At 71.9% G+C, this 25,730-nt stretch carries 25 protein-coding genes and 1 pseudogene; 15 read left to right on the top strand and 11 right to left on the bottom strand.

What is annotated here, in order from left to right; translation table 11 throughout:
* The first annotated feature begins 46 nt into the window (after nt 1-46).
* The 5 genes and pseudogenes from AB0H93_RS32740 to AB0H93_RS32720 all read left to right on the top strand — a co-directional run.
* A complete protein-coding gene (locus tag AB0H93_RS32740) occupies nt 47-1,672 on the top strand; it encodes an ABC-F family ATP-binding cassette domain-containing protein (RefSeq protein WP_358577984.1) in 1,626 nt (541 codons plus the stop codon).
* Between the two features lie 14 nt (nt 1,673-1,686).
* Complete coding sequence (locus AB0H93_RS32735) at nt 1,687-2,352, top strand: CatB-related O-acetyltransferase (protein WP_358577981.1); 666 nt, start codon at nt 1,687-1,689, stop codon at nt 2,350-2,352.
* Entirely contained in the window at nt 2,345-3,241 is an 897-nt protein-coding gene (locus AB0H93_RS32730) for an alpha/beta fold hydrolase (RefSeq protein ID WP_358577979.1), read from the top strand. The genes AB0H93_RS32735 and AB0H93_RS32730 overlap by 8 nt, the downstream gene beginning before the upstream one ends.
* Nucleotides 3,238-4,071: an SDR family oxidoreductase gene (locus AB0H93_RS32725; protein WP_358577977.1), complete on the top strand. Its 834-nt coding sequence runs from the start codon at nt 3,238-3,240 to the stop codon at nt 4,069-4,071. Before AB0H93_RS32730 ends, AB0H93_RS32725 begins: the two co-directional genes overlap by 4 nt.
* Before the next feature lie 58 nt (nt 4,072-4,129).
* Nucleotides 4,130-4,738, top strand: a pseudogene (locus AB0H93_RS32720) (MFS transporter); the annotation flags it as partial.
* A gap of 89 nt (nt 4,739-4,827) precedes the next feature.
* Here AB0H93_RS32720 and AB0H93_RS32715 read toward each other — a convergent pair.
* Complete coding sequence (locus AB0H93_RS32715) at nt 4,828-6,192, bottom strand: MFS transporter (RefSeq protein ID WP_358577975.1); 1,365 nt, start codon at nt 6,190-6,192, stop codon at nt 4,828-4,830.
* Nucleotides 6,193-6,256: 64 nt separating this feature from the next.
* Between AB0H93_RS32715 and AB0H93_RS32710 the strand changes: the two genes are divergently transcribed.
* The gene (locus AB0H93_RS32710) at nt 6,257-7,066 is read left to right on the top strand and encodes a helix-turn-helix transcriptional regulator (RefSeq protein ID WP_358577974.1); all 810 of its coding nucleotides are present in this window, start codon (nt 6,257-6,259) and stop codon (nt 7,064-7,066) included.
* Here the strand turns inward: AB0H93_RS32710 and AB0H93_RS32705 are convergent.
* Complete coding sequence (locus AB0H93_RS32705) at nt 7,002-7,640, bottom strand: LysE family translocator (RefSeq protein WP_358577971.1); 639 nt, start codon at nt 7,638-7,640, stop codon at nt 7,002-7,004. The two genes, AB0H93_RS32710 and AB0H93_RS32705, sit on opposite strands and share 65 nt — an antisense overlap.
* 98 nt (nt 7,641-7,738) lie before the next feature.
* Complete coding sequence (locus AB0H93_RS32700; RefSeq protein WP_358577969.1) at nt 7,739-8,608, bottom strand: oxidoreductase; 870 nt, start codon at nt 8,606-8,608, stop codon at nt 7,739-7,741.
* Nucleotides 8,609-8,713: 105 nt separating this feature from the next.
* On the opposite strand from AB0H93_RS32700, the gene AB0H93_RS32695 reads away from it, so the two are divergent.
* Nucleotides 8,714-9,361: a DNA-binding response regulator gene (locus tag AB0H93_RS32695; RefSeq protein WP_358577967.1), complete on the top strand. Its 648-nt coding sequence runs from the start codon at nt 8,714-8,716 to the stop codon at nt 9,359-9,361.
* A 10-nt stretch (nt 9,362-9,371) separates the two neighbouring features.
* Here AB0H93_RS32695 and AB0H93_RS32690 read toward each other — a convergent pair whose 3' ends face one another.
* From AB0H93_RS32690 to AB0H93_RS32680, 3 genes are all read right to left on the bottom strand, one after another.
* Nucleotides 9,372-10,130, bottom strand: a complete 759-nt coding sequence (locus AB0H93_RS32690) for a DUF899 domain-containing protein (RefSeq protein ID WP_358577965.1) — start codon at nt 10,128-10,130, stop codon at nt 9,372-9,374.
* A gap of 64 nt (nt 10,131-10,194) precedes the next feature.
* Nucleotides 10,195-11,415 carry an RNA polymerase sigma factor gene (locus tag AB0H93_RS32685; RefSeq protein WP_358577962.1) on the bottom strand — a complete coding sequence of 407 codons (1,221 nt, stop codon included), beginning with the start codon at nt 11,413-11,415 and terminating at the stop codon, nt 10,195-10,197.
* Nucleotides 11,397-11,768, bottom strand: a complete 372-nt coding sequence (locus AB0H93_RS32680) for a YciI family protein (RefSeq protein ID WP_358577959.1) — start codon at nt 11,766-11,768, stop codon at nt 11,397-11,399. Before AB0H93_RS32680 ends, AB0H93_RS32685 begins: the two co-directional genes overlap by 19 nt.
* A gap of 291 nt (nt 11,769-12,059) precedes the next feature.
* Between AB0H93_RS32680 and AB0H93_RS32675 the strand changes: the two genes are divergently transcribed.
* From AB0H93_RS32675 to AB0H93_RS32665, 3 genes are all read left to right on the top strand, one after another.
* Nucleotides 12,060-13,046, top strand: coding sequence for a malate dehydrogenase (locus AB0H93_RS32675; RefSeq protein WP_358378706.1), 987 nt, complete (start codon nt 12,060-12,062; stop codon nt 13,044-13,046).
* Nucleotides 13,047-13,160: 114 nt separating this feature from the next.
* A complete protein-coding gene (locus AB0H93_RS32670) occupies nt 13,161-13,712 on the top strand; it encodes a GNAT family N-acetyltransferase (RefSeq protein ID WP_358577956.1) in 552 nt (183 codons plus the stop codon).
* Nucleotides 13,709-15,103 carry a carboxylesterase family protein gene (locus tag AB0H93_RS32665; RefSeq protein ID WP_358577953.1) on the top strand — a complete coding sequence of 465 codons (1,395 nt, stop codon included), beginning with the start codon at nt 13,709-13,711 and terminating at the stop codon, nt 15,101-15,103. Before AB0H93_RS32670 ends, AB0H93_RS32665 begins: the two co-directional genes overlap by 4 nt.
* A gap of 6 nt (nt 15,104-15,109) precedes the next feature.
* Here AB0H93_RS32665 and AB0H93_RS32660 read toward each other — a convergent pair whose 3' ends face one another.
* The 3 genes from AB0H93_RS32660 to AB0H93_RS32650 form a co-directional block, all read right to left on the bottom strand.
* Nucleotides 15,110-15,496: a VOC family protein gene (locus tag AB0H93_RS32660; protein ID WP_132490162.1), complete on the bottom strand. Its 387-nt coding sequence runs from the start codon at nt 15,494-15,496 to the stop codon at nt 15,110-15,112.
* 20 nt (nt 15,497-15,516) lie between these two features.
* Nucleotides 15,517-15,975 (bottom strand): GNAT family N-acetyltransferase, encoded by a 459-nt coding sequence (locus AB0H93_RS32655; RefSeq protein ID WP_358577950.1) that lies wholly within the window; start codon nt 15,973-15,975, stop codon nt 15,517-15,519.
* 61 nt (nt 15,976-16,036) lie between these two features.
* On the bottom strand, nt 16,037-17,119 hold the full coding sequence (locus AB0H93_RS32650; protein WP_358577947.1) for a serine hydrolase domain-containing protein: 1,083 nt from the start codon (nt 17,117-17,119) through the stop codon (nt 16,037-16,039).
* A 151-nt stretch (nt 17,120-17,270) separates the two neighbouring features.
* On the opposite strand from AB0H93_RS32650, the gene AB0H93_RS32645 reads away from it, so the two are divergent.
* The gene (locus AB0H93_RS32645) at nt 17,271-17,678 is read left to right on the top strand and encodes a Rid family hydrolase (protein ID WP_358577945.1); all 408 of its coding nucleotides are present in this window, start codon (nt 17,271-17,273) and stop codon (nt 17,676-17,678) included.
* Between the two features lie 61 nt (nt 17,679-17,739).
* Nucleotides 17,740-18,951, top strand: a complete 1,212-nt coding sequence (locus tag AB0H93_RS32640) for a GDSL-type esterase/lipase family protein (RefSeq protein ID WP_358577943.1) — start codon at nt 17,740-17,742, stop codon at nt 18,949-18,951.
* Nucleotides 18,952-19,016: 65 nt separating this feature from the next.
* On the opposite strand, the gene AB0H93_RS32635 is transcribed toward AB0H93_RS32640, so the two are convergent.
* Nucleotides 19,017-20,141 (bottom strand): hypothetical protein, encoded by a 1,125-nt coding sequence (locus AB0H93_RS32635; protein WP_358577940.1) that lies wholly within the window; start codon nt 20,139-20,141, stop codon nt 19,017-19,019.
* A gap of 163 nt (nt 20,142-20,304) precedes the next feature.
* On the opposite strand from AB0H93_RS32635, the gene AB0H93_RS32630 reads away from it, so the two are divergent.
* On the top strand, nt 20,305-21,129 hold the full coding sequence (locus AB0H93_RS32630; protein WP_358577938.1) for a pentapeptide repeat-containing protein: 825 nt from the start codon (nt 20,305-20,307) through the stop codon (nt 21,127-21,129).
* A gap of 16 nt (nt 21,130-21,145) precedes the next feature.
* On the opposite strand, the gene AB0H93_RS32625 is transcribed toward AB0H93_RS32630, so the two are convergent.
* Nucleotides 21,146-21,694, bottom strand: coding sequence for an anthrone oxygenase family protein (locus AB0H93_RS32625; RefSeq protein ID WP_358577936.1), 549 nt, complete (start codon nt 21,692-21,694; stop codon nt 21,146-21,148).
* Nucleotides 21,695-21,942: 248 nt separating this feature from the next.
* Here AB0H93_RS32625 and AB0H93_RS32620 point away from each other — a divergent pair, with 248 nt between their 5' ends.
* Nucleotides 21,943-22,518, top strand: coding sequence for a TetR family transcriptional regulator (locus AB0H93_RS32620; protein ID WP_358577934.1), 576 nt, complete (start codon nt 21,943-21,945; stop codon nt 22,516-22,518).
* A 92-nt stretch (nt 22,519-22,610) separates the two neighbouring features.
* Nucleotides 22,611-25,724, top strand: a complete 3,114-nt coding sequence (locus tag AB0H93_RS32615) for a UvrD-helicase domain-containing protein (protein WP_358577932.1) — start codon at nt 22,611-22,613, stop codon at nt 25,722-25,724.
* The last annotated feature ends 6 nt before the right edge of the window (nt 25,725-25,730 follow it).

Below are 25,730 nucleotides of genomic sequence, written 5' to 3'. Positions count from 1 at the left end.
CACGCCCGGCGGGCGACTGCCATCGAGTCCTCCGGTGTGACGCCCCGTGTCCCATGCTTCTGCCGCTTCGTCCTTCGTCCTGCGCGCGCGTGATCTCGTCAAGTCCTATGCGGACCGAACCGTCCTCGCCGGGGTGTCGCTAACCGCCTCGCCCGGTCAGCGCATCGGCCTGGTCGGCGAGAACGGCGCAGGCAAGTCCACCCTGCTGCGCATCCTCGCCGGCGCGGAAGATCCCGACAGCGGCGAGCTCACCCGCCCCGACGACCTCGGATTCCTGCACCAGGAACCGCCTTTCACCCTCGACACGACGCTGGCGGCCGCGCTGGACGAGGCGCTGGCCGACCACCGCGCCGCGCAAGCCCGCCTGACCGAACTCGCCGACGCCCTCGGCGAGGCACCCGAGGATCCCGGGATCCTCGCCGCCTACGGCGAAGTCCTCGACTGGGCCCAGCAGCACGACACCTGGAACGCCGACCACCGCGCCGAAGTCGTCCTCGACGGGCTCGGCCTGGGCGGCATCACCGGCGACCGGCGCATCGGCACGCTCTCCGGCGGCCAGCGCAGCAGGCTGGGCCTGGCCGTCCTGCTGCTGCGCCGGCCACGCGCGCTGCTGCTGGACGAACCCACCAACCACCTCGACGAATCCGCCCTGACGTTCCTGCAGCAGCACCTCGCCGCGCTGCCCGGTGCCGTCGTGCTGGCCAGCCACGACCGCGTGTTCCTCGACGCGGTCTGCACCGACATCCTCGACCTCGACCCCGCCGTGGACGGCCCCACCCGCTACGGCGGCACCTTCACCGACTACCTCGCCGCCAAACGCGCCGAACGCGCCCGCTGGGAACAGCGCTACACCGCCGAGCAGAACGAACTCGCCGCCCTGCGCCACGCCGTGGACGTCACCGCCCGCCAGGTCAGCCACCACGGCATGCGGCGCGACAACGCCAAGATGGCCTACGACTACTCCGGCGGCCGGGTCCAGAAGCAGATCTCCCGCCGGGTGCGCAACGCCCAGCAGCGCCTCGACGACCTCACCGCCGCCCAAGTCCGCGAACCGCCGAGCCCGCTGCGCTTCGCCACGCCCCTCACCGACCGCGAAACCACCACCGATGTGGTGATGCAGATCCGGGAAGCAGGCGTGCGCGGGCGGGTGTGGATCGACGAACTCGACGTCACCGGCACCGACCGGCTGCTGATCACCGGCGGCAACGGCGCGGGCAAGTCCACCCTGCTGCACCTGGCCGCCGGCCGGCTGGCACCCGACACCGGCAGCGTGCAGCGCCGCCCCGACATCAGCATCGGCCTGCTCGAACAGGACGTCACCTTCGCCGAACCCCGCAAGAGCCCCCGGCAGATCTACGCCACGCCCCACCGGGACGACCGGCCCGACCTGCGCGACCTGGGCCTGCTCGCCCCGGCCGACCTCGACCGCCCCGTCGGCGTCCTCTCGGTCGGCCAGCGCCGCCGCCTGGCCCTGGCCCTGCTGCTCGCCGATCCACCACAGGTGTTGTTGCTGGACGAACCCACCAACCACCTGTCGCTGACCCTCGTCGGCGAACTCGAAGACGCCCTGCACACCGCGCCCGGCGCCATCGTCGTCGCCAGCCACGACCGATGGCTGCGGCGACGCTGGAACGGGCCCACCCTGAACCTGCACGACGGCCGAAGCGCCTGAGGGGAGCCGCCACCATGCCCAACACGCCCGACCCCACCCGGGTGCACCCCAGCACCCGGCCCGAGCTGACCAACGTGGCCTTCCTGTCCACAGTGGTCAGCTCCCCGCTGATCGAGATCGGCGAGTACACCTACTACGACGACCCCGCGGGCGCGGCCGAATTCGAAACCCGCAACGTGCTCTACAACTACGGGCCCGCGCGGCTGCGCATCGGCCGGTTCTGCGCGCTGGCCACCGGAGCGCGGTTCATCATGCCCGCCGCCAACCACCCCATGATCGGCTGCTCCACCTACCCGTTCACCATGTTCGGCGGCGACTGGGCCCAGGCCACCCTCGACCTCGCCACCAGCCTGCCCGCCAAGGGCGACACCGTCGTCGGCAACGACGTCTGGATCGGCCGCGACGCCACCATCATGCCCGGCGTGCGCATCGGCGACGGCGCGATCATCGCCACCGGCGCGATGGTCACCGGCGACATCCCCGCCTACGGCATCGCCGGCGGCAACCCGGCTCAGGTGATCCGCCGCCGCTTCTACGACGACGACGTCGAGCTGCTCCAGCGCATCGCCTGGTGGAACTGGCCCATCCAGACCATCACCACCCACGTGCGGACCATCATGGGCGGCGACCCCAAAGAGCTCGCAGCCCTGGCCCGCCGGGAGGGGCTGCTCGATGACTGAACGCCACATCACCACCCCCGACGGCATGCTGCTGTGGAGCGAATCCCGCGGCGACCCAGCAGACCCGCCGGTGCTGCTGATCATGGGCGCCAACACCAACGCGCTGGGCTGGCCGGACGAGTTCGTCGACGCTCTCGTCGCGCACCACCTGCACGTCGTGCGCTACGACCACCGCGACACCGGCCGCTCCACGCACCTGGACATCACCGACTACACCTTGACCGACCTCGCCCGCGATGCCGTGGCGGTCCTCGACGGCCACGGCATCGCCGCCGCCCACGTCGTCGGCCTGTCCATGGGCGGCACCCTCGGCCAGCTGCTCGCCCTGGACCACCGCGACCGGCTGCGCACCCTCACCCTGATGCTGACCGCCGCCCTCGACGTCGACTTCGCCGGCTCGATGCGCCGCGCCGTCGAAGGCGAACCCACCGAGCTGCCCACACCCACCCCGCGGGTGGTCACCGCGATGGCCCACCGCGCCGACCCCCCACCCGACCGCGCCACCGCGCTGCAACGCCGGATCGACGAGTGGCGACTGCTCGCAGGCGACGAAATCCCCTTCGACGCCGCGGAGTTCCGCCGCTGGGAGAACGCCGCGATCGACCACGCCGGCAGCTACCGGCAACCGTCCGCGCACGCCTTCGCCACCCCGGTGCCCACCGAACGCGGCGCCGAACTGCGCCACGTCACCACGCCGACCCTGGTCATCCAGGGCCCGCAGGACCCGATCAACCCGCCCCCGCACGGCCGGCACCTCGCCGACCTCATCCCCGGCGCCCGCTGCGCGACCATCCCCGGGCTCGGCCACGCCCTGCCCGGCGCGCTGCACCGCCAGATCACCACCACCATCACCGACCACATCGGACACTTCGAGAGGACCACCGCGTGATCGACCCCCGCCTGCGCGACCGCGTTGCCGTGATCACCGGCGCCAACAGCCCGCTGGGCATCGGCGCCGGCATCGCCCGAGCCCTGGCCCGCCAGGGCGTCAAAGTCGTGCTCGCCTCCCTGCCCGAAACACCCCCGACCCGCGACACCACCGGCGCCGACCGCACCTACGACACGGCGAAGGCGACCGACACCGACCACGTGCGCGATGCCCTGCGCGCCGACGGCGCCGACGCCGAATCGCTGGCCGTCGACCTCGCCGACCCCGCCGTCGTCCCGGCGATCTTCGACCACGCCGAGACCCACTTCGGGCCGGTGGAGATCCTCATCAACAACGCCGCCCACTGCGTGCCCGACACCTTCGGGACCGCCCCCGCGCGCGGCGTCACCACCGTCGCCGCGGCGAGCCTGGACGCCCACCACGCCGTCAACACCCGCGCACCCGCGCTGCTGATGGCCGAATTCCACCGCCGTCACCGGCGCCGCAAAGCCGGCTGGGGCCGCATCATCAACATCTCCACCGACGCCGCGCCCGGCGCGGCCGACCAGATCTCCTACTGGGCGACCAAGAACGCGCTGGAATCGCTGAGCCGCTCCGCGGCCATCGAACTCGGCGCCGCCGGCATCACGGTCAACATCATCTCGCCGGGCCCGGTGCAGACCGGCTGGATCAGTGACGACATGAACACCCGCTTCGCCGAGTTCAGCCCGCTGGGCCGCGTCGGCCGCCCCGACGACATCGCCGACCTCGCGGTCTTCCTCGCCTCCCACCAAGCCCGCTGGGTCACCGGCCAGACCATCTACGCCGGAGGGGGCAAACGCATGATCTAGCGCCGTCCACTGTGTCCGGCGGATCGGCGCGGCGGGAAAACGGGAACGAAACACCGGAATGCCGGGGCGAAATCGTTGTTACGGCCCCGGCATGCCGCGCCTCGTCGATCTCGCCGGCTACCGCCGGTTCTGGGCGGCGTCGACCACCTCGATCTTCGGCACTTACATCACCGGCCTCGCCGTGCAGATCCTCGCCGCGGTCGCCCTGCACGCCACCGCGACCGAACTCGGCCTGCTCAACGCCGCGCGCTGGATCCCTTATCTGCTGTTCGGGCTGCTCGCCGGTGTCATCGTCGACCGCTACCGCTGCAAACCGATGCTGGTCGGGGCCGACCTGGGCCGCGCGGTGCTGCTGTGCGCGATCCCCGCACTGCACGCCATGGGCCTGCTCGATCTGCCGACGCCGGCGCTGCTGGTGGCGGTCTTGGGCGTGGCATCGCTGTTCTTCGACGCGGCCGACCAGGCATTCCTGCCGCGACTGGCGCCCACGGGGCTGCTCACCTCGGCGAACGCGAGGCTGGAGCAGTCGTACGCGGTCGCCCAGACCACCGGCCCGGTGCTGGCCACCGCGCCGATCAAGGTGCTGGGCGGGCTGATCGCCGACGCCGCGACCTACCGCACGGCGCTGTGGAGCGGCATCGCCAGGCTCGCCGTCTCGGCCGCGGCGCTGGCCGCCCGGAGCCGGTCGTCGGCACAGCCTGACCCCATGAACCAGCGGTGTAACGGCGCCCCAAAACACTCACGGCTCGGTGCATCTCACCGCACTGCCGCAACGCGGTCACCCACGGGCCGACGCGCGCCTGCGGCGAGGCTGACGATGATCGCCACCAGCCACAGCAACACGCCGACCACGGCCAGGCGGTGCAGCCCCGCAACGAAATCAGCAGGTGCTTCCGGCGAGCCCGCGACCGCGCCGAACACCGCGACACCCAGCGCGGTCCCGGTCTGCCGCATGGTGTTGTTCACCCCGCTGGCCAGCCCCGAACGCCGCGGCCCGAGCGCGCCGACCGCGGCCGCCACCACCGGCGTGGTCAGCAATCCGGCACCGATCCCGCACGCCACCAGCACCGGAACCACCTCCGCATAGCCACCGCCCGGAGACGCCAGGGCCCAGCAACCCGATCCCGCCGCGGCGATCACCGCGCCGCACACCATCGGCACCCGGGGTCCGAAGCGCGCCACCAGCCGCCCGGCCACCGGCGCCAGCAGCACCAGCGGAATCGACATCGGCAACAACAGCACACCGGTGCGCGCCGGCGAGTTCCCGCCGAGGTTCTGCAGGTACAGCGACAGCACGAACAGCGTGCCGTTCATGCCGAGATTCATCAGCAGCGCCACCGAGTTCGCCGTCAGGAACGGCCGGTTGCCCAGCCACGAACGCGGCATCCGCCGCCCGGCCGCCCCCAGCGCGATCACCGCCAGCACCAGCGCTGCCACCACCGATGCGTCCAACCCTGCCTGGCCGGCCTCGATCACCGCGAACACCAGCGCCGTCAACCCCGCGACCGCGCCCGCCAGCACCCCGACGCGCACCCGCTGCCCGCGATCGCCGGGCACATCCGGCACCAGCGCGCGAACTCCCACGACCGCGGCGATCACCACCGGCACGTTCAGCGCGAACACCGACTGCCAGCCGCCCCACTCGACGAGGAGACCGCCCACCAGCGGACCGGCCGGCAACGCCAGCGACGACACCGCCGCCCACACCCCCAACGCCCGTGCCCGCGCCGCCGCATCCGGATACACCCCGGCGATCACCGCCAGGCTGCCCGGCAGCAGCAACGCCGCCCCCACGCCCTGCACCGCACGGGAGGCGACCAGCGCCCCGAGCCCCGGAGCCAGCGCGCACCCCAGCGACGCCGCGCCGAAGACCGCCAGCCCGGCCAGCACCACCCGGCGGTGCCCGAAGCGGTCGCCCAGCGCGCCGCCGACCAGCAACATCCCGGCGATGGCCAGCGCGTACCCGTCGACCACCCACTGCGTCCCCGCCATCCCCGCGCCCAGCGCACCGCGGATGGCGGGCAGGGCCACGTTGACCACTGTGACGTCCAGCAGCACCAAGAACATGCCCGCGCACATCACCGCGAGCACCAGCACAGGAGAACCTCGTCTCTTCAACACGCACCGAGGCTGCACCCGCAACACTTCACGCCAGCCTGAAACGTCGCGGGCGCAGAATGGGCGCATGGCAGTCCAGGGAGACAGCGACATCGCACCGGTGGCCGCACTGTTCGCCGAACCCGGCCGCGCCAAGGTGCTGCAGGCGCTGGCCGACGGGCGATCGCTCCCCGCCTCGGTGCTGGCCGCGGAGGCCGGGCTGTCGGCCAGCGCCGCCAGCGCGCACCTCGCCAAGCTCTGCGCCGGCGGCCTGATCGAGGCCGAACGCTCCGGGCGGCACCGCTACTTCCGGCTCGTCGACGACCGGGTCGCCGCCGTGTTGGAAGCCCTCGCCGCCATCGCACCGCCCGAACCGGTGCGCTCGCTGCGCCAGGGCACCCGCGCCGCCGCGGTGCGCGAAGCACGCAGCTGCTACGACCACCTCGCCGGGAGGCTCGGCGTCGCGGTCACCGCGGCACTGCTGGACCGTGGCGCGCTCGCCGCCGACGACGGCATCCCCGACACCCGCCGCCGCCCGCACGAGGGCCTTTCCGTGCAGCTCAGCGACCATCCCTACCGGCTCGGTCCGCGCGCCGAAGGCGTCTTCGCCGCCCTAGGCGTGGACCTGCACGCCGTGCAGGCCGGGCCGTCGCGACGGCCGCTGCTGCGGTTTTGCGTGGACTGGAGCGAACAGCGGCACCACCTCGCCGGCCGGCTCGGCGCGGCGCTGCTGACCGGATTGCTCGACTCAGGCTGGCTGGCCCGCAAACCCCAGCAGCGGGCGCTGAAACTCACCGCGCACGGCGCCGACGGGCTGCAGGCCGCACTCGGCATCACGCCGGGCGAGCCCGGTCCGTCAGCAGCCGCACCGCCAGCCCGGCCAGCACCGCGCCCATGAAGTAGCGCTGCACCCGCAGCCACCCCGGGCGCCGCGCCAGCATGCCCGCCACCGCCCCGGCCGTCACCACGATCAGCGCGTTCACCGACAGCGCCACCAGGATCTGCACCACGCTCAACGTCAGGCTCTGCAACGCCACACCGCCCCGCGTGGGGTCGATGAACTGCGGCAGCAGCGACACGTAGAGGACCGCGATCTTCGGGTTGAGCAGGTTGGTGACCAGCCCCATCGCGAACAGCTTTCCCGGCCCGTAGGCGGGGGTGGGCGCCGGCGCGAACGCCGACACCCCGCCCGGGCGCACCGCCTGCCACGCCAGCCACAGCAGGTATGCCGCGCCGGCGATCTGCAACGCCGTGTACAGCGCGGGCACCAGCGCGAACACCGTGGCGATGCCCGCGGTGGCCGCCGCCGCGTACACCAGGAACCCCACCGCCACGCCCAGCAGCGACACCAGGCCCGCCCGGCGTCCCTGCGTCAGCGACCGCGACACCAGGTAGAACATGTTCGGTCCCGGCGTGAGCACCAGCCCCAGCGCCACCACCGCGATCCCCGCCACCGCCGGAAATTCGACCACCACGCCACCTTCTCGCCGCACCCAACCGTCCTGATCGGACACTAGGCAGCCGCGGCGGCGACACCAACGGCCAATTCGGCGGCACTGGCCTCACCCGTCTAGGAGCCCAGCTCCGCGAGGTCACCGTTGTCGAGCCGCAACCCACCGGCGGCCACGTTCTCTTCCAGGTGCGCCACCGAACCGGTGCCCGGGATCGCCAGCGTCACCGGGGAAACCGCCAGCAACCAGGCCAGCGACACCTGCGCGACACTGGCGGAAAGCCGCTGCGCGACTGCCTGAACGCCTGCCGCGTCCATTGGCGTGCTGCCGCCGCCGAGCGGGAAGAACGGCACATAAGCAATCCCCGACCGCTCGCACTCGGCCAGCAACTCCCGGTCCTCGACGTGCTGCACGTGGAAGTGGTTCTGCACCGCCGTGACCGGGGCGACCGAGCGCGCTTCCGCGAGCTGCGCAGCGCCCACATTGCTCACGCCGAGGTGGCGGATCAGCCCGGCCTCACGCAGCTCGGCCAGCACCGCGAACCGTTCCGCGACCGAAGACCCGTCCGGGCCGATACCGCCCGCCCGCAGATAGACCAGGTCCAGCCGCGACACGCCCAGCCGTCGCAGATCTTCCTCGACCAGGCCCCGCAACTCTGCCGCCGTTGCCTGTCCTCGAAATGCCCCGTCGGCGTCGCGCAGCGGGCCCACCTTCGTCGCGATCACCACATCGTCGCGGTGCGGCCACAGCGCCTGCCGGATCAGTTCATGCGCACACGTGCCACCGAGGCGGTAGAAACCTGCGGTGTCGATGTGGTTGACGCCCAGCTCCACGGCCCGCCGCAACACCGCCACACCGGTCGCCGGATCGCGCGGCGGCCCCTCCAGCGAATTGGCGACCAGCCGCATCGCACCGAAACCCAGCCGGTTGATCCGCAGATCACCGCCCAGCAAGAACTCGCCACCCACCGCGGCCGTCAGATTCGTCATGCGCACCAGCCTCAGGGCCCACCCGGCCTGGCCACCAACGGCTGGCAGGTTGCTGCCAACGCACTTGCACCGCCCGCCTCGAACGTCTCCGTAGACTCGGTGGGCATGAGTGACCACCAGGTGATCGCGGTGCGTGGCGAGGCAGAGCTCATTCGCCGGGCAGGACACCTGTTCACCGATGCCCGCACCGAGTTCGTGTGCGCCGCCACCGACCTGCGCACCTGGTCACACCCGCGCCTCCGGCCCACCGGCGAACCCGCTCCGGACCTGCGGGTGCGCAAGCTGTTCACCTCGGCCGCGCTCTGCGATCCGCGACAACGGCAGCATTTGCTGCGGATCGCAGATGTGGGCGCGGAGGTGCGGATCTGCGCCGCCCCGCTGCCCCACGAGACGATCATCATCGACCGGCGGGCGATGATCCTGGCCGGTGCCACCACCGCGGGCGAACGCGAATTCACCGCGACCACGGCGCCGACCTTCATCAACGGCGTGCACGCCCTGTTCGACGCCACCTGGCACACGGCCATCCCACTCACCGACTACTTGCGTCAGGAACTTCCGCAGATCGACCAGGCCGGACGCAGCGTCCTGCAGGCGCTCAACGCCGGGCTCACCGACGAAGCCGCGGCCCGCCGCATCGGCGTCTCCCTCCGCACCTACCGGCGGCGCGTCGCCGAGCTGATGACCCTGCTGGACGCCAACTCCCGCTTCCAAGCCGGTGCCCGAGCCGGCGAACTCGGCCTCACCAGCTGAAACGCCGGGGTCAGTACTCGTCGTGGTACTTCACCTGCGGGCTGCCCGCCGGGGCCCCCAGGCCGGTGGCGCGGCCCTCGGGTTCCTCCCAGTCCTCCTGCCGTCCCAGGGCCGTCAGGTCCAGGAAACTCGTGGTGCTGCCCAGCACGTCCATGCCTCGCCCGTAGGTCGAGTAGGTGTGGAACACGCGGTCGCCGACGCGCAGGAAGCAGCTCAGCCCGGGCAGCTCGAACGGCTGCTCCCCGGAGACGTAGTAGCCGGTGCCGGCCCGCTGGTGCTCCTCGGCGGTGCGGTAGTTGTACTCCACCGGGCGCACCGACTCGTCCAGCGTCACGTGGAAGTCGTAGTTGAAGTCGCTGCCGTAGGAGGAGTACCAGGGTACCGTCCAGCCCATCCTGGCCCGGAACGCCTCGATCTTGGCCAGCGGCGCGCGCGACACCAGCGCCAGCGACGTGCCGCGGGCGTGCAGGTGCGCCAGGTGCCCGATCTGGTCGATGAACGACGAGCAGCTCCGGCAGGCGCCGTCCCACCTCGGATCGAACATCGCGTGGTAGATCACCAGCTGCGGCCGCCCGTCGAACAGCTCCGGCAGGCCGACCGTCCCGCCCGGGCCCTCGAACCGGTAGTCCGCGTCGATCTCGACCATCGGCAGCCGCCGCCGGTCGGCGTTGAGCGCGTCGCGGGCGCGGGTGAACTCCTTCTCCCGCACCAGGAAATCGCGGCGGGCCACCAGCCACTCCTCGCGCGAAACGATGTCGGGAATGCTCATCACATGCTCCGTCAACCTCGTGGTTTCGCCTGCACCACGGGTAGACCGGCGCGCGCCGCGAAACTCATCGCGCCAGCGCCCGGCGCGCGTGCTGCAAGAAGTCGCGTTCGGCTGCGTTGTCGGTCCCCTCGATCGCCGCGTCGTAGGCCCGCGCCGCCTCCTCGATGCGCCCCAGGCGGCGCAGCAGGTCCGCGCGGACCGTGTGGAACACGTGGTATCCGCCGAAGTCGAGCTCGTCCACCAGGGCCAGTCCCGCTGCCGGGCCCTCGACCTCCGCGACGGCGACCGCGCGGTGCAGCGCCACCACCTGGCTCGGTGACACCGCCAGCAACTGGTCGTACAGCGCCCGGATCTGCCGCCAATCGGTGTCGGCGGCGGTCGGCGCGTCGCTGTGCACGGCGTTGATCGCCGCCTGGATCTGGTAGGGGCCGGGCTGGTTGCGGCGCAGGCAGCGGCGCACGAGGGCTTGGCCTTCGGCGACGAGGTCGCGATCCCAGCGGCCGCGGTCCTGATCGGCCAGCAGCACCAGCGCGCCATCGGCGGTCGTGCGCGCCACCCGCCGCGATTCGACCAGCAGCATCAGCGCCAGCAGCCCCAGGACCTCCGGCTCGTCGGGCATCAGCTCGGCCAGCAGCCGCCCCAGCCGGATGGCCTCCGCGCACAGGTCCTCGCGGACCAGCCGAGGCCCCGAACTGGCGGTGTGGCCCTCGTTGAACACGAGGTAGACCACGGCCAGCACGGCGCGCAGCCGGTCCGGCAGGTCGGCTTCGCTCGGCACCCGGTACGGGATCCCGGCGTCGCGGATCTTGCCCTTGGCGCGCACCAGCCGCTGGGCCATGGCCGGCTCGGCCACCAGGAACGCCCGCGCGATCTCCGCGGTGCTCAGCCCTCCGAGCAGCCGCAGCGTCAGCGCTACCTGCGCGCTGGTGGACAGCGCCGGGTGGCAGCACGTGAAGATCAGCCGCAACCGGTCGTCGTGCACGGGCCCCTCCTGCTCCGGCTCGTCGTGGGCGTGCAGCAGCGCGGCCTGCGCGTGCCGGTCCTCGCGGGAGGCCTCCCGGCGCAGCCGGTCGACCGCCCGGTTGCGCGCCGTGGTGATGATCCAGCCCGCCGGACTGGGCGGCAGGCCCGCCGACGGCCACTTCGCCACGGCCGTGGCGAAGGCGTCCTGGACCGCTTCCTCGGCGATGTCGATGTCGCCGAAGACGCGGACCAGGACCGCCACCGCGCGGCCGTATTCCGCGCGGAAGACCCGTTCGGCCTCCGCTACGCCGAGGACCGGCACGTCTCGCCCTCGTCGTCCTGCAACGGCCGCACCTCGATGGGCAGGGTGATCGCCTTCGCCAGCTTGCGGCCCCACTCCAGCGCGGCGTCCAGGTCGGCCGCCCGGATGATGGTGAACCCGCCCAGGTGCTCCTTGCCCTCGGTGTACGGGCCGTCGGTGGTGAGCACGTCGGTGCCCTTCGCGCGCAGCACGGTCGCGGTGGTCGGCGGGTGCAGGCCCGCGGCGAACACCCACGCCCCGGCGGCCTGCATCTCGGCGTTCACCGCCTGCACGTCGCGCATGATCGGCTCCAGCACCTCCGGCGGCGGTGTGGGCCCGTCGGGCTGGTAGATGCTCAGCAGGTACTGCTTCATCGCGTTCTCCTCGAGCTCGTGAAGCCGGCTCCGCCCCGGCTCCTCACCCACTACACGAACGGCTCCGCGCCGGATCGACACCACGGTGCGAAGAATTTCCGCGGGTCGCCACCCAGCACGTACCGATGATCAGGCGGCCGCCGGACTGTGGCCTGCCTCTCCCCGCCGGTCGCGGCTGAATCGGTCAGGCGCGCGGTCCACTGTGATCCGTGGCGGGCACGCAACGGCACCGGCGCACTGGGGATAGCATCCCGCTAGGCAATCACCCGGCGAGCAGGAGAACGAAACCTCATGACCCAAGCTCCCGTCACCGTGACCGTTACCGGTGCGGCCGGTCAGATCGGCTACGCGTTGCTGTTCCGGATCGCATCCGGTCAGCTCATCGGGCCCGACACCCCGATCAAGCTCCGCTTGCTGGAGATCCCGCAGGCGGTCAAGGCGGCCGAGGGCACCGCGATGGAGCTCGACGACTGCGCCTTCCCGCTGCTGCAGAGCATCGACATCACCGACGATGCCCGCACCGCGTTCGACGGCACCAACGTCGCGCTGCTGGTAGGCGCCCGCCCGCGTACCAAGGGCATGGAGCGCGGCGACCTGCTGGAGGCCAACGGCGGCATCTTCAAGCCGCAGGGCGAGGCGATCAACGCCGGTGCCGCCGACGACGTGCGCGTGCTGGTGGTCGGCAACCCGGCCAACACCAACGCCCTCATCGCCCAGGCCCACGCGCCGGACGTGCCCGCCGAGCGGTTCACCGCGATGACCCGCCTGGACCACAACCGGGCGCTGTCCCAGCTGGCGCAGAAGCTGAACGTGTCGATCACCGACATCAAGAAGCTCACCATCTGGGGCAACCACTCCGCCACCCAGTACCCCGACCTCTTCCACGCCGAGGTCGGCGGCAAGATCGCCGCCGAGCAGGTCGAGCAGGCCTGGCTGGCCGACGAGTTCATCCCGACCGTCGCCAAGCGCGGCGCGGCCATCATCGAGGCCCGCGGCGCGTCCTCGGCCGCCTCGGCCGCCAACGCCGCCATCGACCACGTGCACACCTGGGTCAACGGCACGCCCGAGGGCGACTGGACCTCGGCGGCCGTGGTCTCCGACGGCTCCTACGGCGTGCCGGAGGGCCTGATCTCGTCGTTCCCGGTCACCGCCCGCGACGGCAAGTTCGAGATCGTGCAGGGCCTGGAGATCGACGAGTTCTCCCGCGAGCGCATCGACGCCTCGGTCAACGAGCTCGTCGAGGAGCGCGACGCGGTCCGCAAGCTCGGCCTGATCTGAGCCACCCGCGCAGAGCACAAGTGGGCCGTCCCGGTTGCGGGGCGGCCCACTTCTCGTTGCGGATCCGGTGATATTCGGTTGCCGGGACCGGCCGCGGGGCAGGACCATCGGCGCATGGCCCATCCCCCGGAACTGATCACCCTCGAATCGGCGGTGCTGCGCCGCTGGCGCGGTGGCGATCTCGCCGAGATGCACCGAGTGGTCACCGAAGCGTTGCCGCACCTGCGGCCGTGGATGCCGTGGGCCGCCGGGGACTACTCGCTGGACACGGCCGTCGAATTCCTCGACCGCTGCGACCGCAATTGGCACACCGGCAGCGCCTACGCCTACGCCATCATCGTCAACGGCACGATCGCCGGTTGCGTCGCCATGGAACGCCGCATCGGCTCCGGCGGCCTGGAGATCGGGTACTGGCTGCACCCCGACTACACCGGCCTGGGCCTGGCCACCACCAGCACGGCCGCGCTGGTCGACGAGGCGTTCGCGCTGCCGGGCATCGACCGCGTGGAGATCTGGCACGACGCGGCGAACACCGCCAGCGGGCGCATCCCGCAACGCCTCGGCTTCACCTGCGTCGACCGCCGCAGCCCCAGCCGCGACCCCCGGGCGGGTAGCGAAGAGGGCATCGACGTCATCTGGCGACTGACCCGCCCGGCCCAGCGGTGACGCCCGAGGTCGTCACCGCCGCCGGCCGGATCCGCGGCCGTCACGGCTCGGTCCACTCGTTCCTCGGAATCCCTTACGCCGCAGCACCGTTCGGGCCGAACCGGTTCCGGCCGCCCAGGCCGGCAGAGGCCTGGAACGGGGTGCGCGCCTGCGTGGAGTTCGGTCCCATCGCGCCTCAGGACGCGGAACTGCCCGGCGCGCCGACGTGGTCCGGCGCCGACGACGTGCTCACCCTCAACGTCTGGGCGCCGCCGGCCGCGCACCGGCTCCCGGTGCTGGTGTGGATCCACGGCGGCGCTTACACCTTCGGCTCCACCGCCCAGCCCGACTACGACGGCACCGCCTTGGCCGCCACCGGGCTCGTCGTGGTCACCGCCAACTACCGGCTGGGTTTCGAAGGGTTCGGGCACCTGCCCGGCCATCCCGACAACCGCGGCCTGCTGGACCAGATCGCCGCGCTGCGCTGGGTGCGGGAGAACATCGCGTCATTCGGCGGCGACCCGGGCAACGTGACGGTCGCCGGGCAGTCCGCCGGCGCCGGATCGGCGGCGTGCCTGCTGCTCATGCCGCAGGCACGCGGGCTGTTCCGCCGCGCCATCCTGCACAGCGTCCCTGACTCCTACTTCACCACCGACGCCGCCGCGGCCATCACCGCCGAGATCACCACGCGGCTGGGCACCGATCCGGAGACGGCCCCACCTCGCGAACTCGTCGCTGCCGCGACCGAAGTCGCCGGCGCCCCGCAATCCGGTTTCCGGCGACAGTACGACCCGGTCCTGTTCGGCCCCGTCGTCGACGGCCGCACGCTGCCCGCGGCGCCACTGTCCACAGTGCACGACACGACCGTCGACCTGCTGGTGTGTCACACGACCGAGGAGTACTGGCTGTTCGACGCGCTCGACACCATCAAGCGCGTCGACACCGATGCCCAGCTGCGCGCCTTCGCCCACGCCATGGCCGTCCCGGACACCGTCGCCGAGCGCTACCGCACCCTCGCGTCCTCGCCGCGCGAGGCCTATCTCGCCCTGTTCGGCGACGCGATCTTCGCGGCCCACAGCACGCGGCTGGCCGAGCACCACGCACGCCACGGCGGGCGGGCGCACCTGGCCCGTTTCGCCCGCAGCCGCGCCGGAGTCCACGCCTGGCACGGCGCCGATGTGCCGCTGAACTTCGGCAACCTCGCCGCGGCGGACTTCCTCCTCGGCGGCCCGCCCGACGACCACGACCAAGCCCTGTCCCGGCGCATGATGCGCGCCTGGCGCGACTTCGCCCGCACCGGCGACCCCGGCTGGCCGCCGGTCACGCCCGGCGAGACCCCGGTGCACACCTGGGCGACACCCGGCGACCGGCTCGACCGGGCCGGCGGCGAACCCTGGCGCGCCATGCGGTGACCGGCGTCAGCCCGGCCGGTTGCCCATCGCCGAGGGCTGCAGCAGTGAGATCGGGTTGCCGTCGAGATCGGTGAAGGTCGTCATCCGGCCCCACGGCACGTCCTGCGGGTTCCCGGCCTCCACGCCCGCGGCGCGCAGCTCCGCGATATCGGCGTCCAGGTCGTCGGTGTGGAACTGCAGGTGCACGGGCCCGCCGAATTCGCGCCCGTCGACGCTGAAGTCGACCAGCACCACACCGGTCTGCGCGCCGGGCGGGGCGACCATGACGAACTGGCCGTGCGGGCCGGCGATGTCCACGACCAGCTCGAAGCCGAGGACGTCGACGTAGAACTCGCGGGCCTTGACGTGGTCGGCCACGGGCACCGACACGAACTGCAGACGTGAGATTCGCATGTCGACACGGTAGGTGCCGCCTACAGTTCGAGCACCAGATGCGGACGGGACCACGTGATCGCACCCTCCGCGGGAACCGTCCCCGCCCGCTGAGCCCCGACCGACAGGTAGAAGCCCTCCGACGGCGGGTGCGACACCACGTGCACCCGCCGCAAACCCCGGGCGCGGGCCTGCGCGCGAGCGTCGTCGATGAGCATCCGGCCCACGCCCCGGCCCTGCGCGGCGTCGTCGACGAACATGAAGTCGAGCTCGCCCTCGCCGGCGCCGCCACGCCCCGGGACGATCACCGTGTAGAAGCCCAGCAGTCGGCCAGCCTCGTCGCGGGCCACCCGCACCAGGTGCGCTGCCAGGTACTCGGCGTCGATGCCCAGATCGGCCACCATCACCCGGTAGTGCCCGTCGTAGGCGCTGCTGGTCCGCACGATCCGCGTCAGCCGTTCGGTATCGGCGACCGTCGCGTCCTCGATCTTGATTGCCATGGCAACCAGTCAATACCAACCCCACGACACCCGGCGCGCCCCGCCGCACCGGAAGCGCGGTTCACCAGACCGACTCGATGGCTTCCTCCAGCGCCATCATCCGGTGCGGGCCGGCGAGGTGCCGGGTCACGAACGCGCAGGAATAGCCGTGCTTCCGCGACACCCACGCGGTGGAGCCGCCCAGCCCGCCCATGGCCAGATCTCCGTCGTAGTGCTGCAGGCCCAGCGTCCACGTCACGTCGAAGCCGAGGAACAGGTCCCATCCGCTGACCTGCGGCCGGATGAACTCCCCGTGCAGTTCCCCGCCCAGCAGCCGCGCCACCGGCCCGTCGGTGTCGGCCAGCCCGGCGAAGAACCCGCACAGCGCCCGGGCGGTGGTGTGCATGCCGATCGCCGGGAACTCGGCGCGGCGCCAGCGCTCGGAGTTGTGCAGCGCCACGTCGAACGCGCCGGGCGGTACCGCCAGGGCGCGGTGCGTCAGATCGCCCGGCTCGCCGAACTTCCAGGACTCCGGGTCGGCGATCTCCAGCTCCGCGACCCGGCTCAGGTCCGCTTCAGGAACCCCGAAGTGCGCATCCAGCTCCAGCGGTCCCGCGATGTCCTCCCGGAACACCGTCCCCAGCGAGCGCCCGGTGACCGACCGCACGACACCGTCGAGCAGATGACCGTAGGTCAGGCCGTGCTCGGCCACCGCCGTGCCCGGCGGCCATTCCGGCGCGGCCGCGGCCAGCTGCGCGCGCAGCCCGGCGTCGTCGAACAGATCCGCGGCCTCGCTGGGGAACACCGGTTGCCCGGCCTGGTGGCTGAGCAGCTGGCGCAGCGTGGTCGCCGACTTGCCAGCCGCCGCGTAGTCCGGCCACAGCGCGGCCACCGGGGTGTCCAGCGCGATCCCGGCTTCGGCGAGCACCTTCAGCAGGGTCAGGGCGGCGAACGGCTTGCTGACCGAGTAGACGTGCACGAGCGTGTCCTCTCGCCATGGACTGGTGCGCGCGGCATCGGCCCACCCGCCGGAGAGTCGCACGACCTCCTCGCCGCCGTAGCGCACCACCAGCCCGGCGCCAGTCTCGCGGCCGTCGGCCAGCAACTGCGCGAACACCTCGGCCACCTTGGCGAACCGGTCGTCCGCCACGCCCCGCGGTTCCATCGTCCTCCAGCCCCTTCGGTGTCCACTGTGGAACAAATTCCGGCGGCCCCGGCTCGGTGACCGTCCACTGACAACCAGACTATTCGGACGATCAACTCCTTTTTGCGGCGAGCGAAAGCCCCATCGCGACGCCCGCCGGTAGGGTGACGTTATGTCCGATACGTTCCGCCTGGTCCGCAGCGGAAAACTGTCCGATGTGGCCGAATACGCCTACGGCGCGGTCGTGCGCCCCGACGCGCAGCTGGTCTTCGCCGCCGGAGCCTGCCCGCTCGACGAGGCCGGCGCGACCGTGGCCGTCGGCGACTACGCCGCACAGGCGCACCAGATGATGCGCAACCTCGAAACCGCCCTGGCCGACGCAGGGGCCCGACTGTCCGATGTGGTCAAGACGACCGTCTACGTGGCCGCCACGCGGCAGGCCGACCTGGTCACGACGTGGGAAGTGGTGCGCGACCACTTCGGCGACCACGACCCGCCCAGCACCCTGCTGGGCGTCACGGTCCTCGGCTACGACGACCAGCTGGTCGAGATCGACGCGCTTGCCGCCGTGAACCCCTGAGCCGCGGCCGCGACGCGAAAACCGGGTGCGGATCGGGAAATCAATTGACAGGCTGGTGGTCATGAACCACCAGCACGACGCCGCCACCACCGGGCCGCAGGCCCGGGTCACCACTCCCATCACCGCGGATCTCCTGCTCGGCGCGCTCGACCTGGAGCGCACCGAGCACGGGTTGCTGCCGCACCGGCTGCCGGCCTGGGCGCGTGCGCAGTACACCGATGGGCAGCTGGCCATGGCCGAGTCCCAGCCCTCCGGTGTGCGGCTGGTCGTCCGCACCCGGGCCACGGTCGTCGAGCTGGACGTCCTGCCCACCAAGACCGTCTACCAGGGCCTCCCGCCGCGCCCCGGCAGCGTCTACGACCTGCTCGTCGACGGCCGCCTGGCAGACCAGGCGAGCGCGCCGGGCGGCAACGTCGTGACCGTGGACGTCGCCACCGGCTCCACCGAGACCCGGCCCGGCCCGGTCGGCACCGTCCGGTTCGCCGGGCTGCCCGACCGCGTCAAGGACGTCGAGATCTGGCTGCCGCACAACGAGCTCACGCAACTGGTCGCCCTGCGCACCGACGCTCCGGTCGAGCCGGTGCCGACCGGGCGGCGCAAGGTGTGGCTGCACCACGGCAGCTCGATCAGCCACGGCTCCAACGCGGCCAGCCCCAGCACGATCTGGCCCGCGCTGGCCGCTGCCCTCGGCGACGTGGAACTGATCAACCTGGGCTTCAGCGGCAGCGCCCTGCTCGACCCGTTCACCGCCCGCACCCTGCGCGACACCCCGGCGGACCTGATCAGCGTCAAGATCGGCATCAACGTCGTCAACGCCGACCTGATGCGCCTGCGCGCCTTCACCCCGGCGGTGCACGGCTTCCTCGACACCATCCGCGACGGACATCCCACGACGCCGTTGCTGGTCGTCTCGCCGATCCTGTGCCCCATCCACGAGGACACCCCCGGCCCCGGCGCGTTCGACGTCGACGCGCTCCGAGCCGGAAAGGTGCAGTTCCGGGCCACCGGCGACCCCGCGGAGCGCGCGGCCGGGAAGCTGACGCTGGGCGTCATCCGGGAGGAGCTCGCCCGCATCGTGAAGCAGCGCGCGGCCGACGACCCGAACCTGCACCACCTCGACGGCCTCGAGCTCTACGGCGAGGCGGACTTCGCCGAGCTGCCGCTGCCCGACCGGCTCCACCCGGACGCAGCCACCCACCGCCGCATCGGCGAACGCTTCGCCGAACGGGCCTTCGGCCCCGACGGACCGTTCACCACCGAACGAGCCCGCTGACGGCGCCTACCTGCTGCGGAACCTGGAGGACAGGCGCCGCGGTGGCCTGAAGGCGTTCCGCCCGGCTACGCCGGCTCTGCGGGCGGCTGCGCCGCAGCTGCCCGCAGAGCACGCAGCTCCTCCGTCGCCGCGTCGAGCTGCCGTTCGGCGCGCTCCGCGCGTGCCAGCGACTGCTCCCGCGCGTCCTGCACCGCAGCCACCCGCTGCGCGGCGGCGGTGCGCTCGGTCTCCATCCGCTCCGCGGCCTCCGTCCGCAGCTGCTGGAGTTCCGCCGCCTGCTGCTCGCGCAGCACTGCGAGCTCGTCACGCTGGCGCTGCACCTCCGCGCGCGCTTCCTCCGCTACGCGCTTGAGCTCGTCCAGCTGTCCCTGCGCGGTCTCCGCCGATTGTTCGGCGCGCGCCGCCCGCTCCACCGCCGCCGCCTGCTGCTGCGCCGCGACATCCATCTGCCGCCGCGCTTCCTCTTGCGCCGCTTGGATTTCCGCGGCCGCGCTCGCCTTCGCCTGCTCGATGGAGTTGCGCGCGTCGGCGATCTGCCGCTCGGCGTCGCGCCGGGCCGCCGCGGTGGCGACCTCGGCTTCGTTGCGCGCCGCCTCGACGTCCTGCCGCGCCCGCTGCTCGGCTTGGTTCGCCCGTTCCACGGCATCATCCCGTTCCTTGCGGGCGCTTTCGGCCTCCTGCCCGGCGGTTTCCGCGGCCGCGGTGGCGTCCTCAGCTGCCGCCTCGGCGGCGCTGCGCGCTTGTTCGGCGTCGCGACGCTGCTGCTGCGCGGTGGCCAGGGCTTTCTCGGCCTGCGCGATGCGGTGCGCGGCTTCGGCTTGGGCCGCCTGGATCTGTGCCTCCGCCGCGCTGGGATCAGCGATCGTACCGAGTTCGGCGATGCCGGCACGCAGATTCCGGGTCAATTGCTCCGACAGGAGCCGGTACTGCCGCAGCAGCTCCTCGGCCCGCAGCCGCGCGCTGTCGTACTCGACGGCCGCGACCGGCGAGACCTCGGCCTGCTCCTGCACGGCTTGCAGGCGCTGCCGTTCCTTCCAGGCGCGCCAGCGGGTGTGCTCGGGGAGATCGCAGTACTCCGAGGGGCGCCCCGGGCCGCCGGTGCGCACGACCTCCCGCGAGCATCCGGGAAATCGGCACACCCCTTCGGCCTGCTCCTCGGACGTCGCGTCGCGCACCTGCTGCTCACCCATGCCGCGGACGTTATCAACCGCGACCGGCGGCACGTCGGACCTGCTGGCGGGGCACGCCGCCACCCCCGGGACCCGCTCCGGCATCGCGACCTGCGTCCGGCTCGCCGCATCTGGTCGGGGAGAATGGGAGAAGAGAACACCTCGCGGCAGGAGATCACGCACGTTGTCCGACCAGCACCAAGCCCCACCCGCCGATGGCGGTCTGCAAGCCGACTGCGCGAACTGCTTCGGACTGTGCTGCGTGGCACTGCCCTTCGCCTCCTCGGCCGACTTCGCCGTGAACAAGGACGCCGGGACGCCGTGCACCAACCTGCTGGACGACTTCCGCTGCGGCATCCACTCGCAGCTGCGCGAGCGGGGCTTTCCCGGCTGCACCGTCTTCGACTGCTTCGGCGCCGGGCAGAAGGTCTCGCAGGTCACCTTCGGCGGCACGGACTGGCGGCAGGCCCCGCGCACCGCCGGGAAGATGTTCGCGGTGTTCCCGGTGATGCGCCAGCTCCACGAGCTGCTCTGGTACCTCACCGAAGCCCTGACCCTCCCGGCGGCCGAGCCCGTGCACGACGATCTCCGCAAGGCGCTGGAGGACACCGAAGCGCTGACCCGCGGCAGCGCCGATGAGCTCACCGGTGTTGATGTCGCGGCGCTGCGCCACGACATCAACACCCTGCTGCTGCGCACCAGCGAGCTCGTGCGGGCCAAGGTCTCGGGCCGCAAGAAGAACCACCGGGGCGCCGACCTCATCGGAGCCAAGCTGCGCGGCGCCGACCTGCGAGGCGCCAACCTCCGCGGCGCCTACCTCATCGCGGCCGATCTGCGCGGTGCCGATCTGCGGTCGGCCGACGTGATCGGCGCGGACTTCCGCGACACGAACCTGCGCGGGGCCGACCTCACCGGCGCGATCTTCCTCACCCAGGCCCAGCTCAACGCCGCCAAGGGCGATGCCGCCACGAAGCTGCCCCCGGCGCTTTCCCGCCCCGCGCACTGGTGATCGGCCGCGCTGCCGCTCAGGGGCCGTGGACGACGACGGAACGGGCGTGACCGGCTTGCAGCGCGGTCGGCTGGCCGTCGTCGACCCGCTGGGAGCCGTAGACGACCAGGGACCACAGCAGGCACACGAATGCCGCGGTGTGCACGAGGGCGCGGACGATGTTCCAGGTGGCCCAGGTCTTCTCGAACGCGCTGCGCGCCGCGGCGAAGTCGGTGGTGGCCGAGGCGAGCTGGTCGTTGAGGGGAACGTTGACGGCTGCGGTGATGGCGAACGCGACCAGGTAGAGCACCAGCCCGGCGATCAGCCACGGCAGCGCCGGGCGTCCGTTTCCCTGCCAGGCCAGGAACACCGCCAGGGCGATGAGCGGGATCGCCCCTATGAAGGGCACCAGGAAGGCCGGGTTGAGGATGGCTTTGTTGATGTTCTGCATGGCCTCGACCAGGGTGCGGTCGGAGGAGCGGCCGAGGCCGGGCATGACCGCGTAGGCGAAGCCGGCGAACAGTCCGGCCATCAGCGCGCAGGCGATCGTGGCGGACAGCATCGTGGCGGTCTGGAGGAATTTCAACGTTGATCTCCCGTTCGGTCGTGGGTCGCTGGGCGGCAGGGGTGCGCGTTACCGGCGGGTGCCGGGCTTGGGCAGCGGCCGGGGGCGGGGCACGGAGCGCGGCATCGGCGCCTGCGGGCGGTGTTGGCGCTTCTGGTGAACTCGCATCTCGGGTCCTCACTTTTAACTTCGATTGAGGTACTGTGTTTGCAGTGGTTAAAACTTAGTACTTCACCTGAAGTGGTGTCGACGAGTTTCGGGAGATCGACATGCGACAGAACCCCGCCCGACGCACTGCCCTGCTGGATGCCGCGATCGAGGTCCTCGCGCGGGACGGGTCGCGCGGGCTGACGCTGCGTTCCGTGGACAAGGAAGCGGGCGTTCCCACCGGCACGACGACCAACTACTTCGCCAACCGCGCCGAGCTGCTCCGCCAGATCATGGCCCGCACCCACGAGCGCCTCACCCCGGACCCGGTCGAGATGGCCGAGACGATGAAGGCCGCGCCCAGCCGCGAGCTCACCGCCACGCTGCTGCGCCAGCTCGTCGAGCGGATGCGCGGCGACCGCAGCAGCCACCTCGCCATGCTCGAACTGCGCCTGGAGGCCACCCGCCGACCGGAGCTCCAGGAAGACCTGACCGCCACCTTCGCCGACATGCTCAAGAGCAACATCGACTGGCACCTCGAAGCCGGCCTGCCCGGCGACCGCGCCACCGTGCTGCAGCTCTACCTAGCCATGCTCGGCGTCATCATGGACGACCTCACGGTCCCCGGACTGCTGCAGCCGTACGGCATCGACAAGATCGTCGACGACCTGGTGGACCGGAGCCTGCCGGAGAGCTGACCGACGCGCGGTCGCCCGCCCGCTCATCGGCGGGCGGCCGCTTCGCCCGGCCCCCGGCCGGCCGCTGGTGATCTTTTGGCAAGATCGCCGGGGTGCGCTTCTACGCCGATCTGCACATCCATTCGAAGTACTCGCGCGCCTGCAGCAAGGACTGCGACATCGAGCACCTGACCTGGTGGGCACGCCGCAAGGGCATCACGCTGGTCGGGACCGGGGACTTCACCCACCCGGCCTGGTTCGCGCACCTGCGCGAGGTCCTCGAACCCGCCGAGCCCGGCCTGTTCCGGCTGCGCGACGACCTCGACGCCGCGATGACCCGCGGCATGCCCGCCAACTGCGGCGGGCAGGTGCGGTTCATGCTGTCGGTCGAGATCTCCACCATCTACAAGCGCGGCGAACGCACTCGGAAGGTCCACCACCTCTGCTACCTGCCGGACTTCGCCGCCGCCGAGCGGTTCAACCAGCGGCTGGGCCGCATCGGCAACCTCGGCTCGGACGGCCGCCCGATCCTCGGCCTGGATTCCCGGGACCTGCTGGAGATCACCCTCGAATCCGGCGACGGCGCCTACCTCGTGCCCGCGCACATCTGGACGCCGTGGTTCGCGGTGCTGGGCTCCAAGGCCGGGTTCGACGCGATCGAGGACTGCTACCGCGACCTCGCCGGGTACGTCTTCGCGCTGGAGACCGGGCTGTCCAGCGACCCTGAGATGAACTGGCGGGTCTCCGCGCTGGACAAGTACACGCTGGTCAGCCACTCCGATGCGCATTCGCCGCCGATGCTGGGCCGCGAGGCCAGCGTCTTCGACACCGACCTGGACTACTTCGCGATCAAGCGCGCGCTGGAGACCGGTGAGGGCTTCGCGGGCACGGTGGAGTTCTTCCCCGAAGAGGGCAAGTACCACCTCGACGGGCACCGCAAGTGCCAGGTGCGCTTCGAGCCGGGCGACACCCGCGCCCACAGCGGACTGTGCCCGGGCTGCAACAAGCCGCTGACCGTCGGCGTGCTGCACCGCATCGACGCGCTCGCGGACCGGCCCGAAGGCATCCGCCCGCCGGGCGCGGCCGGGTTCCGCAACCTCATCCCGTTGCCGGAGATCGTCGGCGAGGTCCTCGGCGTGGGCCCCAAGAGCAAGAAGGTCTTCGGCGAGGTCAGCGACCTCACCGCCGCCCACGGCCCGGAACTGCAGATCCTCCAGGACGTGCCGGTCGACGAGCTGCGCCGCACCAACGCCGCGGTGGCCGAGGCGATCGACCGGCTGCGGCACGGCCAGGTGCTGCGCGATCCCGGCTACGACGGCGAATACGGCACCATCCGCGTTTTCGAACCCGCCGAACTCACCCGCCTGCGCACCGGCAATGCGCCCGCGCTGTTCGACGACGCGCTGTTCGCCCCACAGGCGCAACCCGAACCCGCTGCCGCACCGGTCTCCCGGTCACTAGCCGAACCCGAGCCGCAGCCGGCTCCCACCCGGAACACCGGGACCGGTGTGCTCGCCGGGCTGGATCCCGACCAGCGGGCCGCGGCCGAGGTCCCGGGCGGTCCGCTGCTGATCGTCGCCGGGCCGGGCACCGGCAAGACCCGCACCGTCACCCACCGGCTGGCGCACCTCGTCCTGGAACGCGACGTCCCGGCGGAGGAATGCCTGGCGATCACCTTCACCCGCCGCGCCGCCGAGGAGATGACCGAACGCCTGCACGCGCTCATCGGCGCACCCGCGCAGCGGATGACCGTGGCGACCTTCCACTCCTTCGGTCTGCAGATCCTGCGCGAGCACCACCGGGAACTCGGGCTCGGCGCCGATTTCGGGCTTGCCGACGCCGCCCGCCAGCAGGAGATCCTCACTGCCATCACCGGCGACGAACGCAGCGCGCGGCGAGTGAAGGCGCAGCTGTCACCGGCGCGCCGCGGCGGCGAGGCGGACCCGGAAACCCAAGCCGTGCTGGCGGACTACCTGGCGGCACTGCGCGAGCAGAACCTCGTCGACTTCGACGACCTCGTCGTGCTCGCGGTGCAGCTGCTCACCGACCACCCCGGCATCGCCGAGCAGTACCGCCGCCGCTACCGGTGGATCACCGTCGACGAGTACCAGGACGTCGACGAACTCCAGTACCGGCTGCTGCGGCTGATCGCGCCGGCCGAGGCCAACCTGACCGCCATCGGCGACCCCGACCAGGCGATCTACTCCTTCCGCGGCGCCGACGTCGGCTTCTTCCTGCGCTTCGAGCAGGACTACCCCAGCGCACCGGTCCTGGCGCTGACCCGCAACTACCGCAGCGGCGCCCACATCCTCGACGGCGCGATCCGCGCCATCGCACCGTCCACACTGGTCACCGACCGGCGGCTGCACCCGGCTTCGGACCGCGAGGCGCACCGCATCGTCGCTCACCGGGCCGGCGACGAACGCGCGGAGGCGGCGTTCGTCGCGCGCACGATCGACCAGCTGCTCGGCGGCGCATCGTTCCACTCCCTCGACAGCGGAAGAGTCCTCGGCGACGGCCCCGGCGGCATCGGGTTCAACGACATCGCGGTGCTGTACCGGACGGACTCGCAGTCGCACGCCATCCTCGACGAGCTCACCCGCTGCGGCCTGCCGGTGCAGAAGCGCTCGCACGACCGGCTTTCCGCCCGCCCCGGCGTCGACCTCCTGGTGCGCGAGCTGCTGCACGTCGCCGACCGCACCGGCCCGGTGACCGACCAGCTGCGCACGGCCTCGAAAACGGTCGCCGACACCGTGCCCGAGGAAACCCGGCCCGACATCCACACCGCGGTGGAACTGCTCGGGCTGCTGGCGCAGCGCTGCGGCGAGGACGTGCCGCGGTTCTGCCGCGAGGTGCTGCTCGGCGCCGAGGTCGACACGCTCGACCCGCGAGCCGAGGCGATCTCCCTGCTGACCCTGCACGCCGCCAAGGGCCTGGAATTCCCGGTGGTGTTCCTGGTCGGTTGCGAGGACGGCCTGCTGCCGCTGCGCTGGCCGGGCACCGAACCCACCGAGGAGGAAGTGGCCGAGGAACGCCGCCTGTTCTTCGTCGGCATGACCCGTGCCCAGGACCACCTCTACCTCACCGGTGCGGCACGTCGAACGGTCCGCGGCAGCACTCAGGACCGCCAGCCGTCACCGTTCCTGTCCACCCTCGGCGACACCACCACCCAGGCCGCGACCGCCGCACCGCGCCGCCCGCGTCCCGCGCAGCTGACGCTGCTGTGACGCCGT

This window comes from Saccharopolyspora sp. NPDC050642 (assembly GCF_040654735.1).
In the GTDB taxonomy this organism is placed as follows: Bacteria; Actinomycetota; Actinomycetes; order Mycobacteriales; family Pseudonocardiaceae; genus Saccharopolyspora; species Saccharopolyspora elongata.
The sequence above is the reverse complement of the archived record's forward strand: the minus strand, read 5'-3'. Positions and strand labels throughout refer to the sequence as shown.

Excerpts from the sequence above, each read along its gene's own strand:
- AB0H93_RS32735 (WP_358577981.1), top strand. The coding sequence starts at position 1,687 with ATGCCCAACACGCCCGACCCCACCCGGGTGCACCCCAGCACCCGGCCC.
- AB0H93_RS32730 (WP_358577979.1), top strand. The coding sequence starts at position 2,345 with ATGACTGAACGCCACATCACCACCCCCGACGGCATGCTGCTGTGGAGC.
- AB0H93_RS32710 (WP_358577974.1), top strand. The coding sequence starts at position 6,257 with ATGGCAGTCCAGGGAGACAGCGACATCGCACCGGTGGCCGCACTGTTC.
- AB0H93_RS32700 (WP_358577969.1), bottom strand. The coding sequence starts at position 8,608 with ATGACGAATCTGACGGCCGCGGTGGGTGGCGAGTTCTTGCTGGGCGGT.
- AB0H93_RS32695 (WP_358577967.1), top strand. The coding sequence starts at position 8,714 with ATGAGTGACCACCAGGTGATCGCGGTGCGTGGCGAGGCAGAGCTCATT.
- AB0H93_RS32690 (WP_358577965.1), bottom strand. The coding sequence starts at position 10,130 with ATGAGCATTCCCGACATCGTTTCGCGCGAGGAGTGGCTGGTGGCCCGC.
- AB0H93_RS32680 (WP_358577959.1), bottom strand. The coding sequence starts at position 11,768 with ATGAAGCAGTACCTGCTGAGCATCTACCAGCCCGACGGGCCCACACCG.
- AB0H93_RS32675 (WP_358378706.1), top strand. The coding sequence starts at position 12,060 with ATGACCCAAGCTCCCGTCACCGTGACCGTTACCGGTGCGGCCGGTCAG.
- AB0H93_RS32670 (WP_358577956.1), top strand. The coding sequence starts at position 13,161 with ATGGCCCATCCCCCGGAACTGATCACCCTCGAATCGGCGGTGCTGCGC.
- AB0H93_RS32660 (WP_132490162.1), bottom strand. The coding sequence starts at position 15,496 with ATGCGAATCTCACGTCTGCAGTTCGTGTCGGTGCCCGTGGCCGACCAC.
- AB0H93_RS32655 (WP_358577950.1), bottom strand. The coding sequence starts at position 15,975 with ATGGCAATCAAGATCGAGGACGCGACGGTCGCCGATACCGAACGGCTG.
- AB0H93_RS32650 (WP_358577947.1), bottom strand. The coding sequence starts at position 17,119 with ATGGAACCGCGGGGCGTGGCGGACGACCGGTTCGCCAAGGTGGCCGAG.
- AB0H93_RS32645 (WP_358577945.1), top strand. The coding sequence starts at position 17,271 with ATGTCCGATACGTTCCGCCTGGTCCGCAGCGGAAAACTGTCCGATGTG.
- AB0H93_RS32640 (WP_358577943.1), top strand. The coding sequence starts at position 17,740 with ATGAACCACCAGCACGACGCCGCCACCACCGGGCCGCAGGCCCGGGTC.
- AB0H93_RS32635 (WP_358577940.1), bottom strand. The coding sequence starts at position 20,141 with ATGGGTGAGCAGCAGGTGCGCGACGCGACGTCCGAGGAGCAGGCCGAA.
- AB0H93_RS32620 (WP_358577934.1), top strand. The coding sequence starts at position 21,943 with ATGCGACAGAACCCCGCCCGACGCACTGCCCTGCTGGATGCCGCGATC.